This window comes from Candidatus Pelagibacter sp. Uisw_092 (genome assembly GCF_047729545.1).
In the GTDB taxonomy this organism is placed as follows: Bacteria; Pseudomonadota; Alphaproteobacteria; order Pelagibacterales; family Pelagibacteraceae; genus Pelagibacter.
On sequence record NZ_CP159824.1, the window covers coordinates 836,438 to 855,130 of the forward strand.

20 protein-coding genes are annotated in these 18,693 nt (G+C 31.1%); 9 read left to right on the forward strand and 11 right to left on the reverse strand.

Features of this window, described 5'->3' with window-relative positions; genetic code table 11:
* Positions 1-8: 8 nt before the first annotated feature.
* On the forward strand, positions 9-476 hold the full coding sequence (locus tag ABXT63_RS04705) for a GNAT family N-acetyltransferase (protein WP_415320436.1): 468 nt from the start codon (positions 9-11) through the stop codon (positions 474-476).
* Positions 477-594: 118 nt separating this feature from the next.
* Positions 595-801 carry a cold-shock protein gene (locus tag ABXT63_RS04710; protein WP_008545539.1) on the forward strand — a complete coding sequence of 69 codons (207 nt, stop codon included), beginning with the start codon at positions 595-597 and terminating at the stop codon, positions 799-801.
* A 358-nt stretch (positions 802-1,159) separates the two neighbouring features.
* Here ABXT63_RS04710 and ABXT63_RS04715 read toward each other — a convergent pair whose 3' ends face one another.
* Complete coding sequence (locus tag ABXT63_RS04715) at positions 1,160-1,384, reverse strand: hypothetical protein (RefSeq protein WP_415320437.1); 225 nt, start codon at positions 1,382-1,384, stop codon at positions 1,160-1,162.
* Between the two features lie 294 nt (positions 1,385-1,678).
* On the opposite strand from ABXT63_RS04715, the gene ABXT63_RS04720 reads away from it, so the two are divergent.
* From ABXT63_RS04720 to ABXT63_RS04730, 3 genes are read left to right on the forward strand one after another with little or no spacing between them, the layout of a single operon-like run.
* The gene (locus ABXT63_RS04720; protein WP_415320438.1) at positions 1,679-2,026 is read left to right on the forward strand and encodes a cupin domain-containing protein; all 348 of its coding nucleotides are present in this window, start codon (positions 1,679-1,681) and stop codon (positions 2,024-2,026) included.
* A 49-nt stretch (positions 2,027-2,075) separates the two neighbouring features.
* On the forward strand, positions 2,076-2,822 hold the full coding sequence (locus tag ABXT63_RS04725) for an aspartate/glutamate racemase family protein (protein WP_415320439.1): 747 nt from the start codon (positions 2,076-2,078) through the stop codon (positions 2,820-2,822).
* A gap of 3 nt (positions 2,823-2,825) precedes the next feature.
* Entirely contained in the window at positions 2,826-3,266 is a 441-nt protein-coding gene (locus ABXT63_RS04730; protein ID WP_415320440.1) for a hypothetical protein, read from the forward strand.
* Here the strand turns inward: ABXT63_RS04730 and ABXT63_RS04735 are convergent.
* Positions 3,256-3,546, reverse strand: a complete 291-nt coding sequence (locus ABXT63_RS04735) for a hypothetical protein (protein WP_415320441.1) — start codon at positions 3,544-3,546, stop codon at positions 3,256-3,258. The genes ABXT63_RS04730 and ABXT63_RS04735 overlap by 11 nt on opposite strands.
* A 110-nt stretch (positions 3,547-3,656) precedes the next feature.
* Between ABXT63_RS04735 and ABXT63_RS04740 the strand changes: the two genes are divergently transcribed.
* Positions 3,657-4,508 (forward strand): DMT family transporter, encoded by an 852-nt coding sequence (locus ABXT63_RS04740; RefSeq protein ID WP_415320442.1) that lies wholly within the window; start codon positions 3,657-3,659, stop codon positions 4,506-4,508.
* 3 nt (positions 4,509-4,511) lie between these two features.
* On the opposite strand, the gene ABXT63_RS04745 is transcribed toward ABXT63_RS04740, so the two are convergent.
* Genes ABXT63_RS04745 through ABXT63_RS04760 form a run of 4 tightly spaced genes read right to left on the reverse strand, consistent with a single transcriptional unit; the run spans position 4,512 to position 9,617 of the window.
* A complete protein-coding gene (locus ABXT63_RS04745; protein ID WP_415320443.1) occupies positions 4,512-5,099 on the reverse strand; it encodes a sarcosine oxidase subunit gamma family protein in 588 nt (195 codons plus the stop codon).
* Positions 5,096-8,092: a sarcosine oxidase subunit alpha family protein gene (locus ABXT63_RS04750; protein ID WP_415320444.1), complete on the reverse strand. Its 2,997-nt coding sequence runs from the start codon at positions 8,090-8,092 to the stop codon at positions 5,096-5,098. Before ABXT63_RS04750 ends, ABXT63_RS04745 begins: the two co-directional genes overlap by 4 nt.
* 1 nt (position 8,093) lies before the next feature.
* Positions 8,094-8,360, reverse strand: coding sequence for a sarcosine oxidase subunit delta (locus ABXT63_RS04755; RefSeq protein ID WP_271525782.1), 267 nt, complete (start codon positions 8,358-8,360; stop codon positions 8,094-8,096).
* Positions 8,361-9,617, reverse strand: coding sequence for a sarcosine oxidase subunit beta family protein (locus ABXT63_RS04760; RefSeq protein WP_169036229.1), 1,257 nt, complete (start codon positions 9,615-9,617; stop codon positions 8,361-8,363).
* Positions 9,618-9,744: 127 nt separating this feature from the next.
* On the opposite strand from ABXT63_RS04760, the gene ABXT63_RS04765 reads away from it, so the two are divergent.
* Positions 9,745-11,430, forward strand: coding sequence for a formate--tetrahydrofolate ligase (locus ABXT63_RS04765; protein ID WP_415320445.1), 1,686 nt, complete (start codon positions 9,745-9,747; stop codon positions 11,428-11,430).
* A 2-nt stretch (positions 11,431-11,432) separates the two neighbouring features.
* Here ABXT63_RS04765 and ABXT63_RS04770 read toward each other — a convergent pair whose 3' ends face one another.
* Entirely contained in the window at positions 11,433-12,224 is a 792-nt protein-coding gene (locus tag ABXT63_RS04770) for a type 1 glutamine amidotransferase (protein ID WP_415320446.1), read from the reverse strand.
* On the reverse strand, positions 12,221-13,387 hold the full coding sequence (locus ABXT63_RS04775) for an iron-containing alcohol dehydrogenase (protein ID WP_415320447.1): 1,167 nt from the start codon (positions 13,385-13,387) through the stop codon (positions 12,221-12,223). The genes ABXT63_RS04770 and ABXT63_RS04775 overlap by 4 nt, the downstream gene beginning before the upstream one ends.
* Before the next feature lie 70 nt (positions 13,388-13,457).
* Here ABXT63_RS04775 and ABXT63_RS04780 point away from each other — a divergent pair, with 70 nt between their 5' ends.
* The gene (locus ABXT63_RS04780) at positions 13,458-14,834 is read left to right on the forward strand and encodes an aldehyde dehydrogenase family protein (protein WP_415320448.1); all 1,377 of its coding nucleotides are present in this window, start codon (positions 13,458-13,460) and stop codon (positions 14,832-14,834) included.
* Between the two features lies 1 nt (position 14,835).
* On the forward strand, positions 14,836-15,591 hold the full coding sequence (locus ABXT63_RS04785) for an SDR family NAD(P)-dependent oxidoreductase (RefSeq protein ID WP_415320449.1): 756 nt from the start codon (positions 14,836-14,838) through the stop codon (positions 15,589-15,591).
* A gap of 47 nt (positions 15,592-15,638) precedes the next feature.
* Here ABXT63_RS04785 and dctP read toward each other — a convergent pair whose 3' ends face one another.
* The 3 genes from dctP to ABXT63_RS04800 form a co-directional block, all read right to left on the reverse strand.
* Complete coding sequence (dctP, locus tag ABXT63_RS04790) at positions 15,639-16,715, reverse strand: TRAP transporter substrate-binding protein DctP (protein WP_415320450.1); 1,077 nt, start codon at positions 16,713-16,715, stop codon at positions 15,639-15,641.
* Positions 16,716-16,851: 136 nt separating this feature from the next.
* Positions 16,852-18,183 carry a TRAP transporter large permease gene (locus ABXT63_RS04795; protein WP_415320451.1) on the reverse strand — a complete coding sequence of 444 codons (1,332 nt, stop codon included), beginning with the start codon at positions 18,181-18,183 and terminating at the stop codon, positions 16,852-16,854.
* Positions 18,183-18,692: a TRAP transporter small permease subunit gene (locus ABXT63_RS04800; RefSeq protein ID WP_415320452.1), complete on the reverse strand. Its 510-nt coding sequence runs from the start codon at positions 18,690-18,692 to the stop codon at positions 18,183-18,185. Before ABXT63_RS04800 ends, ABXT63_RS04795 begins: the two co-directional genes overlap by 1 nt.
* Position 18,693 lies beyond the last annotated feature (1 nt).

Here is an 18,693-nt window from a genome sequence, read left to right on the forward strand (position 1 = left end):
TTACCTAAATGTTAAAATCAATGGAAGGAAACTTTGATAATCCAGAAGTTCATGAGCTTCTTATTAAGCATTTCATTGAGTTAAGATCTGTATCACCTGAGGGTAGTGCTCACGTACTTGATATAAGTGGATTAAAAGACCCATCTATCAAATTTTGGAGCCTATGGGAAGAAAATGACTTAATGGGTAGTGGCGCGTTAAAATTTCTAGATGAGGAACATGGTGAATTCAAATCAATAAGGGTTAGTGACAGCTTTAGAGGTAAGGGAAATGGCACAAAAGTCATTAACCATTTAATTAATGAAGCAAAAAAACTTAATATTAAAAGATTAAGTTTAGAAACTGGTGCTGGTAACTTTTTTTTAAGTGCTAGAAAATTATTTAATAAATGTGGTTTTAAGCCCTGTGAGCCCTTCTCTCACTACAAAAAAGATATTAACTCTATTTATATGAGCATGCCAATTAGCAACAAATAATCATTTAATTATCTAATCTTTTAAATTTAGTTGACAAAACCTCAATAAATCTAAACAAAGCCTAAATTACTTAATTATAAGTAATAAAAGTAACATAATAAAAAGTAAGAAGATAAATATGAGTTTACAAGGAAAAGTAAAATGGTTCAATCCAACTAAAGGTTTTGGTTTTATTGAAAGAGAAGATAAAGAAAAAGATGTATTCGTTCACGTTTCAGCTGTAAGAGATGCTGGTATGAACGGTTTAGATGAAGGTCAAGCTTTGACTTTTGATGTTGAAGATGGTCCAAAAGGTCCTTCAGCAGTAAATTTAAAAACTGCATAATATTCACACTTTCTATTGGCTGAGATTTTTTTATTAAATTAATTTTTTAATTAATTAGCTAAATATTTCAGCCAATACCAATTAATTATTTTTAAGAAATTCTTTCACAATAATATTAAACTCGTATGGCCTTTCTAAATGAACATTATGAAAGCAGCCTTTAATTATCTTTAATTCACTATTAGAAATATTATTATTCAAAGTTTCAACTTGATTAAAATAATAGGCTTTATCTTGATCTCCTCAAACTATTAATGTTTAATTTTTAGTATTTTGTAAATTTTTAACTCCATCCCAATTTTTCATAGCAACTAATACTCTGTCAGCAGCTTCTATATGCGTTTGTTTTCCAGCTTCTTCACAAAGATAAAAAAATCTGGCTTTTCTCTTCTTCTATAAACCAAGTTCTAACTATTCTGTGTGCAGTAGTTTTTAATCTATTTATTTTTAATTTTTCTCTAGATTGATCTATTGTTTCAAATCTACCTGGTATATTTCCTCTTGGTCTAGTGCCATAACAAACGAGTTTTATAATTTTATCTCCCACTAATTTTGCTATTTCTTGAACTATTATCCTACTCATAGAATGATCTGATAAATTGAAATTCTTGATCTTTTTTTTCTAAAAAGTCTATTATTACTTTAACCATACATTTAATTAAATCACATGATTTTATTTTATTTCTTTTTCCAAATCCAGGAAGTGCTAGAGAAATAACTCTAAAATCATTCTTAAAGAAATCTACTTGTGGGCCTCACATGTTTAATGAGCTTAAAAAACCCATGAACTAAAACTAAAGGAGTTCCACTGCTTACTTCTTCAGCAAATATATCTTGCATATTTATTATTTATTAATAATCATTAAGTATAATAATTATGATTAAAAGAAAAATAACTAATCCATACAATGTTGAGTTTGTTCCATTTGATAATTATGGAGTGGTTGTACCTGGTATGAGCTGGCATAAAATTAGTTATAGTAAAGAGAATGGTGGACAAGGAACATATGTTTTAAAAATGGAACCAGGTGCAAAAAGTTTACCTCATGAACACACAGGTTTTGAAGAGTTTTTAATTTTAGATGGGGAATTAATTGATCCAGATGGGAAGATTTTTAAAAAAGATGACTTTGTATCTTTTGAGCCTGGGTCAAAACATTCATCACACACAATAAAAGGTTGCTTGGTTTTAGTCTTTATGAGGGGTATTAATCAACCTCTATAGTAAAAATACAAAAACAAATTTTTAACAATATTTAAAGGTATTAATAACTATGATTGGAATTTTAGGTGGTATGGGGACGCAAGCTGGGCTTGATTTTTGCAACAAACTAGCGATGCTTAATAGAGGAAAGATTGATCAAGAATATCCTCTTTTCATTCTCTACAATAAGTCCAATATACCAGGAAGGCCAGAGTCAATTGGTGTTCAAACTAGAAAATTTTCAGACCTTCCAAGAAATGCGCAAAATATTACTAAGTATAATAAAGTTCTAAAAAGTTTGCTGAATGGATGTAGATCGCTAGAAAGAAGTGGTTGTAAGTTTATTGTTGTACCCTGTAATACAGCTCATTATTGGTATGAAGATTTAAAAAAAAAAATAAAAATTCCAATTATAAATATGCCCAAAGAAGTTTTTTTACATACTAAGAAAATTTGTAAAAAAAATTCAAAAATTGGGCTTCTTGCTACAGAAGGGACTTTACAAACAAAGATTTATGAAAAACTTTTTAAGAATGAATATATTTTAATCAAACCACTACAAAATTTACAAATTAAATCTGTTAATAAAACTATTAAACATGTTAAAATGGGAAATATAAAATTAGCAGAAAAATCTATTAAACCAGCAATAAATTATTTAATTAAAAATAATTGTAAAAAAATTATATTAGGTTGTACAGAATTACCTATAGCAATTTTTGCATTTAAATCATTGAAAAATGTAAAAATGTCAAAACTATATTTAGACCCTAATTTAATATTAGCTAATTCATCTATGGCAAAATATAGAAAATAAGTAATGCTTTCTAAAATAAAAAAACCTTATGTTATTTATTTAGCTGAAGTTATTTATAAAAATATAGCTGAAATTAAAAAAAATAATTTAGATATTTCTAATATAGATGCTATTGAAGGCTTTATAGGTACAAAGGTTTATGAGGAAATAAGTAGCGGTAAGTTTCATGATGATTGGTTTCAGTATTTAAAAGATAATAAATTTATTGATAAAGATAGTGGAGAGAAAATACCAGATGAAACTATTAAACTCTTGAATGTACAAAAAGATGCTACAGTAAAACAGCTAATAAAGTATCCTGAGCTATATTATGCTAAAAGCTCCTTTCCACTTGAAATTTCTCAGCGTGCTTTTGATTTTCTATGGAGAATGTGTGAAAGTTACGAACTTTGGTGCAAGGAAACAAATCAATCAGAGCAACTATTATTAAATATTATTGACTAGAAAGCTTTAACTTTTTTCTAGTTTTTTCAACATTTTTTTTAATTAATTTTTCAAATTCTGAATCTTCTTTTTTTGGTGTTAATATTTCTTTTAAATTTTGTGTCGTTGATTTTCCAGTGGTTTGAGTAATTATCTCGTTACTTCCATATGTTAATCCTGCTTGGTAAATACTACCATTAGTAGCTAAAGTGTAGGCTGGTCCCAATAAAGCTGCATTTTGGGCGCAACTACTCAAAAAGAATATAAAAAATAGTCCAGTAATTATTTTTTTAAAAAACATTAGTCCCTAGGATAATCCTACGTATTTATGGTCACAACTCAAGGTCGAATATATCCATTATGAGTATTAATAAGTAAAATTGTAGTAAAATTTACCTTATAACTCAAAAAATGATCAAAATTTATCCATTAATTTTTATTATATTATGGTCCTCAGCTTTTGTTACCACAAAACCAATAATAGATAATAGTGATCCTTTTGCAGCATTAGCCTTTAGATTTTTTTTTGTAGCTTTAGGTTTCTTAATTTTTTCAATATATGCAAAGCAAAAAATTTTAACTAATAATAAAAATTTGATCCAATCTATTTTTAGTGGAGTTCTTTTTCACGGCATTTATTTAGGAGGTGTTTTTTATTCAGTTTCTATTGGAGTACCCACAGGTATTGCTGCATTAATTGTTACCTTGCAGCCAATTTTAACTAATGCTTTAGCAGGAAAAGTTCTAGGTGAAGAGGTTACTTTAAAACAGTGGGTTGGTGTGATTCTTGGCTTTATAGGCGCTGCATTAGTTTTAGGTTTTGATATTGGGTCAAGTCTTCCTGTCGTTGGTGTTATAGCTTCTTTTATTGCTCTTTTAGCTATTACAACTTCTACTTTATGGCAAAAAAAAATAAGTAATAATTTATCTTTGTCTGTGAGTAATATGTATCAAGCTATTGGTGGTTGTTTTTTACATTTGATAATTATTATTACTTTTGTTGATCCATATATTAATTTTACAACAACTTTCTTGGTGGCTATGAGTCATCAAATATTCCTTGTATCTTTTGGAGCATTTACAATCTTAATGTTTTTAATTAAAAATAACTCAGCAAGTAAAACTGTTTCTATATTTTTTTTAATACCACCAACTACAGCTATAATGGCTTGGTTATTTTTAAATGAAAAACTAAATAATATAGATTTGATTGGTTTTGCTGTGGCCACTATTGGTGTTTATATTGCAACTAGAAAGAAATAAATTTTATATACTCTTATATCCAAACTCAAGGGAAGCATCAGTAATAGAATGATAAAAAGACTCTCCGAAACTTCGAAGTGTAAATATTCTAACTTTATCTGGGTTCTCATCAAGCATATCTATTGTTACAGACATTCCGTTATAAGTTGAATTTAGACAGGTATCTTTTTTTAAGTCATTAAAATTAAAGGGGCATCCTTTTTTAAGTATCTCTTTTGTATTTTTTCCTTCAATTTGAATTATTGCTCTACTGTGAGACACATTAGTTATAGCAAAATCTTTTTCTATTAATCTTTCATTAATTTCTTTTAAAATTTCTTTTTTTGAAGAAACTAAAAGCCAGTTATTTGGACCATTCCATAAAATTCTTGTATTGATGTTGCAGCTTACATTTAAGGTCCTATTATTTAAGTTAAGATTATCTATTTTAATATCTTCAACAGCTTTTAAAGAGTTCTTGTATTTAACTATTTGAATGATCAAAAAGTCTTTTAATTCCCTTACTTTTAACAGTTGGCTGTCATCTTTTCCTTCATGGTCACCAAATAGTCCTTTGATATGAGTGTTCTTTAATGCAGAAATTGAACTCATGATCTTACTCTTTCACCTTTTGGGTCTACATAGTGTGATGAAACTATCTCAACAGGTATTGTTTTTTTTTTTAGAGGTGACATTGCAAATAGTTTTTGCCCTATCATATTTTTTCCATCCTTAAGAATTGCTAATGAAAACGGATTATCGTATTCAACACTCCAGCAAGATGCAGAAATATATCCTAATTTAGGATTTGGTATCGGAGCCATTGCATCTTTCACCAAATGAGACCCTTCAGGAATGCTTGTCTTTTTATCAATTGGAACAACACCTACTACTTTTTGCCTATCTTCAGCTATAAATGCCTCTCTATCTAAAGAGCGTTTTCCTATAAAGTCCTTCTTTTTACTAACCAGTCCTTCTAAAGAATTATCATAAGGAATAGTTCTGCCATCAAGTTCTGATCCTGCAATGTGTCCCATTTCAATTCTTAGAGTTGATAATGCCTCAGTTCCATAAGGTTGAATTTTTAATTCTTGTCCTACTTCCATTATTTTCTCCCACATAAAGTTTCCATTGTCAGATTCGACATTAACCTCATAAGCAAGTTCTCCTGAAAATGAAATTCTAAAAATTCGTGCATGTACTCCAAATAAATCAGCTTCTAGATATCCCATAAAAGGTAAACCTTCATTTGAAGCATCTATATTTGGAAATAGTTTTTGTAATAGATCTCTAGATTTTGGTCCTGCGATTGCAGCACCAGCCCATTGCTCTGTAGTTGATACTACATTTACATTTAGTTCTGGCCATACAAGTTGTAAATAATATTCAAGATGAGACAAAACATTTGCTGCTTGAGCAGTTGTTGTTGTCATATGGTAATGGTTTTCAGAAATTCTCGTTGTTGTTCCGTCATCCATAACAATTCCATCTTCTCTTAACATTACACCGTATCTTGCTTTACCAATTGGCAACTTTAACCAAGCATTAGTGTAAACACGATTTAATAGTTCTGCAGCATCTGGTCCTTTAATATCAATTTTACCCAAAGTAGTTACGTCACAAACTCCTACATTTGTTCTAACATTTTTAGCTTCTCTTTTTGAACCTTCAAATAAAGTTTCTTCTCCAATTTTGTAATATCTTGGTCTCAACCAAACACCTGCATCTACAAACACTGCATTATTTTTTTCATGCCAAGTATGCATCGGTGATTTTCTTGTTGGTTTAGAATGTTTGCCAATTTCTCTTCCAACAATTGCACCAATAGTAACTGGTGTATATGGAGGTCTAAAAGTTGTATGACCCACTTCTGGTACTATTTTATTTTCTATATTGGATACTAGTTGCAAACCATTGAGATTACTTGTTTTTCCTTGATCAGTGGCCATTCCAAGTGTTGTGTATCTTTTTACATGTTCAATAGATCGATAACCCTCTTTTAATGCAATTTCTATATCAGAAACTGCTACATCATTTTGAAAATCTAAAAATCTTTTATATGTTTTTCCTTTAGGCAAAGGTACACACCAAAATTTATCGTGTGTAGTTGATTTTTTTTCCATAACTATTGGAGATGTTGTTTTATTATCATTATTAGTTATTTTTTTTGAAAGTTCATATCCACTTTCAAATGATTTTTTTAAAGTTTCTTCTAATGTAAAAGTTCCATTTGCAGCACCTAAAGTTGTTTCATTTTGTTTTGATATTCCAGGCACAAATGCATCTATATCTTTATTAAAGGTAGTTTTATTTCCTGATTGAGAGGCTAAGTGTATTGTTGGAGTCCAAAAACCTGAAACACAAATACAATCACAATTAATAGTTTCTAAAGTTCCTAATTCATTTTTATCGTCTGAAATTTTTGCAACTTCTGCAGATTTAACTTTTTTATAACCTTTAGCTGCAACAACTACGTAGGAAAATTTAATTTGAATATCTAGTTTTTTTGCTTCATCAATAATTTCTGACTTAGGTTCTTTTCTTGTATCTAAAATAATAGGATCAACACCATTTTTTTTAAATTCTATAGCTGTTTCATATCCACTGTCATTATTTGTAAATATTAAAGGTTTTTTACCAACTAAAACTCCATAGACTTTTAAATATTCTTTTGCTGCAGAGGACAACATCACACCTGGTGTATCATTATTCCCAAATACTAAAGGTCTCTCAATTGATCCTGATGAGATTAAAACTTCTTTAGCTCTAATATACCAAAGTCTTTGTTTTGGATTATATTTTTTAGTTTTAGGTAAATGATCACTTAATTTTTCTGACATCACTAACATATTGTGATCGTAGTAACCGAATACTTGAGATCTATTTTTAACAATAACATTAGGCATTTCTTTAAGTTCAGAAATAATATTTTCTGCCCATTCTTTTCCTGTTTGATTTCCAATATTAACTTCACTCGTTAATAAAGTTCCACCAAATCTAGGTTTGTCTTCTGCTAAAATTACTCTTGCTCCATTTTTAGCTGCTGCATATGCACTTGCTAAACCAGAAGGCCCTGAACCTGCAATTAGTAAATCACAATACTCATATTTGTGTTCGTATCTCTCTTTATCATGTTCAATTGATGCAACTCCAAGTCCTGCAGCTTTTCTTATAAATGGCTCATAAACTTTGTACCAAAAACTTTTTGGCCACATAAAAGTCTTGTAATAAAATCCTGCTGGAAGAAATATCTTTAAAAAATTGTTAATTGCTCCAATATCAAAATTTACACTTGGCCAACAATTAACACTTGTTGCTTCCAAACCTTCAAAGAGTTCTTGTTCTGTAGTTTTTACATTCGGCTCAGTTTCATTATTTCTATATAATTGTACAATTGCGTATGGTTCATCTACCCCTGCACCAAAAAAGCCTCTAGGTCTATGATATTTAAAGCTTCTTCCTATTAAATGAACTCCATTAGCAAGTAATGCTGATGCTAAAGTATCACCCTCATAACCAAAATAAGTTACTCCATTAAATTTAAATGAGATTTTTTTATCTCTATTTATTAATCCAATATTATCTACTCTATAATTTTGAGTCATATTAAATGTCTTCGTTAGCTTTAGCTGTTTTAAATATTTCGTGAGTTGCTGTGTCTCTCTCTACTTTAATCCACTGTCTGCATCCTGATATATGTTGCCATAATTCTTTATGTTTTCCTCTTAAGCTTTTTCTATAATAGACAAAGTTGTCCCAATCTTGATCTGAAACTTCCTTATTAAGCTCTGGTCTTTTAACAGTTGCATCACCACCATATGAAAATTCATTTTGAGATCTCATCCCACAGTGAGGGCATTTAATATGCAGCATTTATGAAATCCAAGTCTTTGTTCCAAGTCCTTTTTCATCAAGTAAGTGACCTGTGTTAAACCTACTTAAGCTATAACCTTCATTTAATTTGTGAACTCTATCTTGTGCAATTGTATGTGCGAATGTCCATCCTGAAGCTGGTGTGGCTTTAAATCCACCATAACACCAACCACAATTTAAATATAATCCTTCAATATGAGTCTTATCAATAATAGGTGAGCCATCCATAGACATATCCATAATCCCACCCCAAGTTCTAAGCATTTTTAATTTACTTAGAAATGGCATCATTGCAATTCCTTCTGTTAATACATGTTGGAGTGTTGGTAGGTTTCCTCTTTGGGCATAACTATTATATCCATCTAAATCTCCACCCATTACCATTTCACCTTTATCAGATTGGCTAATATAAAAATGTCCTGCTCCAAAAGTAACCACACTATCTAACACAGGTTTCACAGGTTCTGTAACACACGCTTGAAGAAGATGAGTTTCTACTGGTATTGTCATATTTAATTTTTCGGCTAAAATATTTGTACTACCTGCAACACACAAACCAATTTTTTTAACTTTTATATCTCCTCGTGAAGTTCTCACTCCTTGAATTTTTCCACCTACAACATCAAAACCTGTTACCTCACAATTTTGAATTATATCTACACCCATTGAATCTGCTTGACGAGCATAACCCCATGCAACAGCATCATGCCTTGCTGTTCCAGCACTTGGTTGCATTAATCCACCAAATATAGGAAATCTTACATTGTCTGAAAAGTCTGCCATTGGAATAATTTCTTTTACTTCTTCTCTATTTAACAAAACTGCATCAATACCATTTAAACGCATTGAATTTCCTCTTCTTGCAAAAACATTCATTTGAGCATCAGAATGAGCAAGGTTAATAATTCCTCTTGGAGAAAACATCACGTTGTAATTTAAATCCTGGCTCATCTTTCTCCACAGATCCATTCCAAATTCACTGAATAATGCATTGTCATCGTGCATATAATTTGATCTTATGATCGTAGTATTTCTTCCCATATTTCCACCACCAAGCCATCCTTTTTCAATGATAGCTACATTCGTAATATTATGTTCTTTTGCTAGATAATATGCGGTAGCTAGGCCATGACCACCACCACCAATAATAACAACGTCATATTCTTTTTTTGGAGTAGCATCTTTCCAGGCTAGGTCCCATTTTTGATGACCAGAAAAGGCATTTTTTATTAAGTTAAATATTGAATATTTTTGCATTAATTAATTTTATCTAAAAGAATATAAATAGTTATTATTATTTTTATATATAATTTTTATAAGTTTCAAAAATTCATAAAAGAAGATACTAATTCTCCAAATAAATTTAAATTTATAGGAGTTTTATATGAGCGAAGTTAAATCAGACATTCAGATAGCTAGAGAAGCTAAAATGCAACCTATAAATGACATCTTGGCCAAAATAAATGTACCAGATGAAAGCTCAGCTTTTAGTCCAATGGGAAGGCACATTGCAAAGATTAATTTAGAATATTTAGATACTTTAAAAGATAAACCAAATGGAAAACTTGTACTAGTGACAGCGATCACTCCTACTCCAGCTGGTGAAGGTAAAACCACAACTTCAGTTGGTTTAAATGATGGATTAAACAAAATTGGAAAAAAATCTATTGTTTGTTTAAGAGAACCGAGCCTTGGTCCTTCTTTTGGTATGAAAGGTGGAGCAGCTGGTGGTGGTTATGCTCAAGTAGTTCCAATGGAACAAATTAATTTACATTTTACTGGAGATTTTCACGCAATAACATCAGCTCATAATTTATTATCAGCATTAATTGATAATCATATCTATTGGGGAAATAAATTAGATATCGATGCTCGAAGAATTGTTTGGAAAAGAGTAATGGACATGAATGACCGTTCATTAAGATCTATAAATATAAATTTAGGTGGAGTTGCAAATGGTTTTCCAAGAGAAGATGGTTTCGATATAACTGTTGCATCTGAAATCATGGCAATCTTTTGCTTATCAAATGATTTAGAAGATTTAGAAAAAAGGATAGGAAATATTACAATTGCCTATACTAGAGAAAAAAAACCTGTTTACGCTAAAGATTTAAAAGCACAAGGCCCAATGACTGTATTATTAAAAGATGCAATTAGACCTAATGTTACTCAAACTTTAGAAAATAATCCTGCAATTATTCATGGTGGTCCTTTTGCTAATATTGCACATGGTTGTAATTCTGTAATTGCAACAAAGACTGGGCTAAAACTTGCTGACTATGTTGTTACAGAAGCAGGATTTGGTGCAGACCTTGGTGCGGAAAAATTTCTTGATATTAAATGTAGAAAGTCAGATTTAAAACCTAGCTGCGTTGTAATTGTTGCAACTATTAGAGCTTTAAAAATGCATGGTGGTGTAGCAAAAGATGGCCTTAAAACAGAGAATGTGGAAGCCTTAAAAAAAGGTTTAGTTAATCTTCAAAGACACGTGGAAAATGTTAAAAAATTTGGTTTACCAGTTGCAGTAGCTGTTAATCATTTTATTAAAGATACAGATAATGAAGTAAAAGCTTTGATAGAATTTTGTGACACTATTGGTGTTAAAGCAAGTCTCTGTACTCATTGGGCAAATGGTGGCGAAGGTACAAAAGAACTTGCAAGCCATGTTGCTGAATTATGTGAAAAAAATGAAGATAAATTTAAATTCTTATATGAAAGCAAAACTCCTCTATTTAAAAAAATAGAAACAATTGCAAAAGAAATTTATAGAGCAGATGAGGTAATTGCTGATACTAAAATTAGAGATCAATTAAAAAGCTTTGAAGATGCTGGTTACGGAGATTTCCCAATTTGTATTGCAAAAACTCAATACAGTTTTTCAACAGACCCAAGCTTAAAAGGTGCACCAACAGGACATTCTTTGCCAATCAGAGAAATTAAACTCTCATCAGGAGCAGAGTTTATTGTTGTTATATGTGGTGCTGTTATGACTATGCCTGGACTACCAAGGGTTCCAGCTGCAGACTCGATCAAACTAAATAAAGATGGTGAAATTGAAGGTCTGTTTTAAAATTAGTTACGTATATAATTAACCCAGTTTCTAACTTCACATGTTCTATTATTAAAATCTAATAGTTCGTTTTGAGATTTTATATATGAAATATGGTTTTCATACTCTTCTTCATTTAAAAAATTTTTACTTTTAAACAATCGCTCTTTACGACCATCAATAAGTTTAAGCATTTGAGAGTACTCATAATCAGGGTGATACTGTAAGCCAATAATTTCAGAGTTTCCTGCATTAAAGCTAACACCCATTACATTGTTAACTATGTCACTTGATAAAAGAATAGCATTTTTTGGTAGTTCACTTACTTCATCAAAATTAAATGCTGGTGATGTAAAAATTTGTTTTTTATCTTTATATATAAAATGCTTCTCACCTTCATTGTTAATAACTACATCTGATGCAATTCCAATATGGGCACCTTTTTTTCCAGGGTTTACCTTACCTCCCGCTGCTGTTGAGCAAACTTGTAAACCCCAACAAATAGCTAAAATCTTCTTTTTTTGAGCAAAACAATTAGATGCAAAATTAATATGTTTCTTAATTACATCTGTCATATCATTTATTCTCATTGCACCACCAGTAAAGACAATACCATTATATTTGCTCATATCTTTTAGAGCATTAGTTGTCTCATCATCATGACCTGGATTTATAATTTCTGTAATTGTAGATGGTTCTATCTTTAAAATTAAATTTTTTAAGTTATCTGCTGCAGAAGCTCCCGCTGCTTTAATAAAAAACTCACTATCTTCTCTAATATTTCCTTCAACAATTAAAATATTTAAATCACTCATTTAAACAATTCACCCGTCATACTATGCTGGTACATAATCTTCATATCATTTTCAGTTAATTTTTTTGGATTTCCTCCAGTAGATGGATCTGCTAAGGCCATTTTTGACAATCTTTCAATATCAAAATCCTTTTCATCAATCACTTCTGATAATTTGTGAGGCATATCAAGTTTGTTTCTTAAATCTAAAACCCAGTTAACAAAACCATCGAAAGATCTATCTTTAAGTTCTAAATAATCACAAATCTTTATTATTTTCTTTTCAATTGCATCTTTATTAAAAGTTAATACGTAAGGCATGAATATTGCATTAGATAAGCCGTGATGAATATTATTTAAAGCATTTACTGGATGGCTTAATGAATGAATTGCACCTAAGCCTTTTTGAAATGCAGTTGAGCCCATACTGGCTGCAGTTAACATATTCATTCTTGCTTCAATATTAGATCCATTGTTAACAGCTTCTAATAGCCACTTATTAATCAATCTCATTCCTTCTAAAGCAATTCCCTCAGCCATTGGGTGATATCCTGGGGCGCAATAAGCTTCTAAATTGTGTGCTAGTGCATCCATTCCAGTTGCTGCAGTCATTTTTGATGGTAACCCAACTGTTAAAACTGGATCTAAAATAACTATTGATGGTAAAAATTTTGGATGAAAAATAATATTTTTTACGCCTGTTTCTTGATTTAATATTACTGACGCTCTGCCAGTTTCAGAACCAGTGCCTGCAGTAGTAGGTACTGCAATAATGGGAGCAATTTTGTCAGAGTTTGCTTTAGACCAATTATCACCAACATCTTCAAAATCCCAAATAGGTAAGGTTTGACCTGACATAAAAGCAACAGCTTTACCAACATCTAAACCACTACCACCTCCAAATGCAATAACACCATCACAATTGTTTTTTTTATAACTATCAACACCTTCACTAACATTTGTGCCTGTTGGATTACCAACCACATTTGAATATAATGCAGCAAAAATTCCACCCTCTTTTAAAATTGATATGGTGTTTTTAACAATATCTGATTGGGCCAATCCATTGTCAGTAACAAGTAATGGTTTTTTAATATCTAGATTTTTACATGCTAGAGCAATGTCATTTATTCTATTTTCACCTACCCACATTGTTGTGGGGTAATTCCAGTTGTATTTATGCATATTATTGTTTAATGTTTTTAAAATTAAATATTGTATATCACCTTCTAAAATAATTTTAACTGAAATATTTATGCAAAAAACAATTACACCTATTGATAATACTCTTTATATCGAAAGAAATTATGATGGAGATAAAATAGAAAAAACTATTAATGGCTCAATGAAAGCTCAAAAAGTGTGGGCCGATCTAGATATTAAAGAAAGAGTAAAGCTGTTAACAAGTTTTGTTGAAGATTTTTTATCAAGAAGCGATCTGATTTGTGAAGAACTAAGCAGACAAATTGGGAGACCTATTTCTCAAGCGGCTGGTGAATTAAAGGGCTTTAAAGAAAGAGCTGATTACATGCTATCTATTGCAGAAAAGAAATTAGCAAATATTGATGTAGCAAAAGATGATAATTTTAAAAGTTATATAAAAAGAAAAGCTCTTGGAGTGGTATTTGTAATAGCGCCGTGGAACTATCCATATCTTGTTGCAGTAAACTCTATAATACCAGCAATGGCAGCAGGTAATTCTGTTATTTTAAAACATTCTGCTCAAACTCCTTTATGTGCTGAACAACTTTACCAATCAGCTAAAAAAATTCTTCCTAAGGATGTTTTTAATTATTTACATTTAAACCATGAAGATAGTTTAAAAATTGTTTCTGATAAGCGAATTAATTTTGTCTCTTTCACTGGTTCAGTAAAAGCTGGTTATGATGTTCAAAAAGCAACCCAGAATAAATTTATTGATATGACTTTAGAGCTAGGTGGTAAAGACCCTGCTTATGCTAGGTATGATTGTGACTTAGAAAAAACAGTTGAAAACTTGGTTGATGGATCTTTTTTTAATTCAGGTCAATCATGTTGTGGAATAGAAAGAATTTATGTTGATGAAAAAATTTATAATAATTTTTTAGAATTGTTTGTTTCAAAAACTTATAATTACAAGCTTGGAAGCCCTTTAGAAAAAGAAACCAACTTAGGTCCTGTGGTTAAACTATCTGCTGCTGATTTTATTTTACAACAAATGAACTCTGCAATTAATAAAGGTGCTAAAAAAATGATTGATGAAAATAAATTTACATTTTTAAAAGAACATAAAAATTATTTAATTCCTCAAGTTTTAACAAATGTCACTCATGATATGAGTTTTATGACTGAAGAAACTTTTGGACCTTGTGTTGGAATAATGAAAGTTAAAGATGAAAGTGAAGCTATTAAATTAATGAATGATAGTCCATATGGTTTGACAGCTTCTATTTGGACAAAAGATATTGAGATTGCAGAAAAAATTGGTAATCAGGTTGAAACAGGCACTTTCTATATGAACCGATGTGATTACCTTGATCCAGCATTATCTTGGACCGGTGTTAAAGAAACTGGAAAAGGCTGCTCATTATCGGAAGTTGCTTATGAAAAATTAACTTCACCCAAAAGCTTTCACTTAAGAAAAGAACAATAAAATGAAATTAGATTTTAAAGGTAAAGCTGCTGTAATCACTGGCGCAAGTGGTGGCATGGGCTTAGAGATTTCAAAAAAACTATCCCAAAACAATATTTCAGTTTTAATGTTAGATTTAAAAAGTCCTAGTAAAGAGTTTTTAGAAAATAATAGAAAATGTGAATTTGAAAAAGTTGATGTAACTAATTTTAAAAAATTGAAATCATATATCGATAATTTTTACAAAAAACACCAAAGAATAGACTACTTAGTTAATACAACTGGTGTTCTTTGGTTTGATAAAGATGTCTCAGCGGTCAATATAAACTCTAATGTATGGGATAAAGTTTTTGAAATAAATCTAAAATCTATGATGTATCTTTCAAAAATTATTGTGCCTAAAATGATTAAAAACAAATTTGGTTCAATGGTGCATATATCTTCCATTGATGCGTTATCTGGTGATGACAAACCTCAAGATGCCTATGGAGCTTCAAAAGCAGCAATGATTAGACTTTCAAAGTCTTTTGCCATTCAATTTGCATCAAATAAAATTAGATCAAATATTATTTTACCAGGTCCAATAGATACTGGAATGCAGATTAGATGGAAAAAAAATCCTAATACAAAGAAAAATTTAGAAAAATTTATTCCATTAAATAAAGTGGGTAAACCTGAGGATATTTCAAATGCTTCTTTATTCCTATTGAGTGATCAAGCAGGTTATATTACTGGAACTGAATTGATTGTTGATGGGGGTCTTACGGCTAAGCCGTAGTTATTAACTTTAGGCGCCTCTTTCTTGAGGCGCCTAAAAAATATTTATTATCTATAAGGGTATCCAGCTTTTTCCATTGTACTTGCATACAACTTAAATGCATCCACAACTTTTTTAGCTCTTGGACTAATACTTGAAGTCTCATCCCAGAATGCTTTAGAGTTGTTTACAACTTTAGCCCATTCATTATCAGGAAGACTTGTTAGTTCCATTTTTTTCCCATTAACACGAAGGTCAGCTTCTCCACCCCAATACCAAACTTGTCTATAATAATGAGAGTCATTAATAGACATTCTGTAAAGTGCTTGAAGTTTTGGACTTAATTTGTCCCAAGCTTTTTGATTAGCAAAGTACGATCCAAACCACGCTCCTGTAACAGAGTTAGTTAGCGCATACTTACAGATATCAGCCCAACCCACTTCATATGCCTCAGTAAATCCGCACCAAGCAACACCATCTAGTTCTCCGGTTTGCATAGCAACCTCAACATCATCCCAAGGAACCGTAACTGGTATTAGGCCATATTGAGCTAAGAATTTTCCAGCAGTAGGTACACCAAAGACTCTTAGGCCCTTCATGTCTGCTAAAGAAGTAACTTTTTTCTTCACAGTGAAAAGATGGCATGGGTCCCAAGCACTTGTGCTCAGCCATTTAACACCTTTAACCTCACTGTAAGCTTCATCCCAAATTTCATTTAAACCATAGTATTTAAATAAGGCTGGAACGTCTAAGCTGTATCTAGTTGCAAATGGAAAGTATCCACCAAACACTGATATATCAACAGGTGACCCCATTGTAGCATCATCACTTTGCACTGCATCTAAAGTACCTGCTTGCATGGCTCTAAATAGTTCATCAGTAGGAACTAATTGATCGGCATAATACAGTTCAATTTCCATTTCACCATAAGCAGCTTTGTTAAATGCTTCTATTTGTGGCTTTATAACATGCGCACCAAGTGGGGCTCCAGAATACGTTTGTAGCCTCCATTTGATTGGGTTTGATGCAGAATAAGCATAAGGTGCTTTAACAACACTTGCTCCTGCTACACCAAAAGTTAACAAGCCAGCTTTCTTAATAAACGATCGCCTTTTACTTGTTATTAGTTTTTTTTCTTTTTTCATTAACTCTCCCTGTTAGTTAAAAAGTATTTGTAAAGCCTATTATAAAAAAAATTATGATTAAACTAAAAAATGAATTATTTTTTTCTATTAAACAGTAATTTTTTTAACTTTAAAACTTAAAGTTGTATTATTATTTTTATAGATACTTATTTGGAAGATAAGTTGCAATTTGAGGAAAAACCATAACCAAAATTAATGCTAAGAGCATTACCAGGAGAAACGGTGTAATAGATCTGTAAATATCAGATAAGGTTATTTCTTTTGGTGCCATAGCCCTCATAAGAAATAAATTATAGCCAAATGGAGGGGTCATATATGCAATCTGACATGTAATTGTATAAAGAACACCATACCAGATTGGATCAAATCCTAATGAGATAATTAGAGGTACATAAAGTGGTGCCACTATAACTAACATCGCCGTATCATCTAAAAACATTCCCATAAATATGTACGAAAGTTGCATCATAATTAAAACTCCCCAAGGAGTTAAATGCCATCTTTCTATAAATAAAGTTTCAATTGCACGCGCAGCCCCTAGGCCATCAAATACTGCTCCAAAACATAGTGCAGCTAATATTATCCACATAAACATGCAAGAAACACCAAGAGTTTTTCTAAGTGTTGTATCAAGAACTTTTCGAGTAAATCTTTTTTTGTAGATAGATGCTAAAGTTGCAAGTAAAGCACCTACAGCAGAACACTCAACTAAACTTGCTATACCCATTAAGAATAATCCAGTCATGGACATAAATATTACAAATGGAATTATTCCAGCTGTTAAAAGTTTTATTTTTTCTTTAAGTGGAATATCTCTTTCTTTTTTACTTAATACTGGACCTAATTCAGGTTGAAGACGACATCTTACATAAATATAAATTATAAATAAGGTAGCCATTAAAAGACCTGGTAAAAGTCCTGCAAGCCAAAGTTTACTTACTGGTTGACGTGCGATCATGCCATAAAGAACCATTACAACGCTTGGAGGTATTAAAATTCCTAGCGAACTTCCCGCTTGAACGACACCAGTAATCATTCGTTTATCATAATTTCGTTTTAACATTTCGGGTAGGGCAATTGTTGCTCCAATAGCCATACCTGCAACACTCAATCCATTCATAGCTGAAATTCCAACCATCATAAACATTGTGCCAATTGCTAAACCCCCTTTTATTCCACCAAAAAATACATGAAACATTTTATATAAATCACTAGCAATACCTGACTCCGAAATCATAAAACCCATGTAAATAAAAAGTGGAAGTGTAAGCATCGGATACCATTTAAAAAGTTTCCATGTAGCTGTATATGGCATTTCGATAGCTCCATTTCCCCAAACCAATAATGCTGAAATAACAGCTACAAAACCAATTGCACCAAATACTCTTTGACCAGTGAACATCATTGCCAACATCGTTATAAACATGAACAATGCTATAAATTCATAACTTAGATATTGAGCTAACATTATATTTTAATATTTTTAATTTTTGCGATGTCTTTAATAAGCATTGAGAAAGCTTGTAATAACATCAAAAGTATACCTAATAACATCAAAGATTTTATTGGCCAAAGATAAGGTGCCCATGCAGTAAAAAGTTTTTGTTTATACTCTAATGTATATTGTAAACTTGAAATGGAGCCATAAAGGAGAATTGCTAAAAAAAAAATCAAAAAAATACTAGTAAAAATATCCATTTTAGCTTTTCCCTTTGTTGATAATTTTCCATAGAATAAATCCATTCTAACATGATCGTCTGTAATCATAGAGTAACCACCACCAAGCAAATAATATGCAGTAAGAGTGAATTGAGCCATTTCTATAATCCACATTAAAGGGTAATTAATTATGTTTCTCGTAACGAAAGATAATATTAAAAGAAACATCATAAAAAAAACACCGTACATTACAAATCTGCCAACTTTGGTACAAATGTTGTCTATTATATTTACATAAATTGAAAATATTTTTGGCATA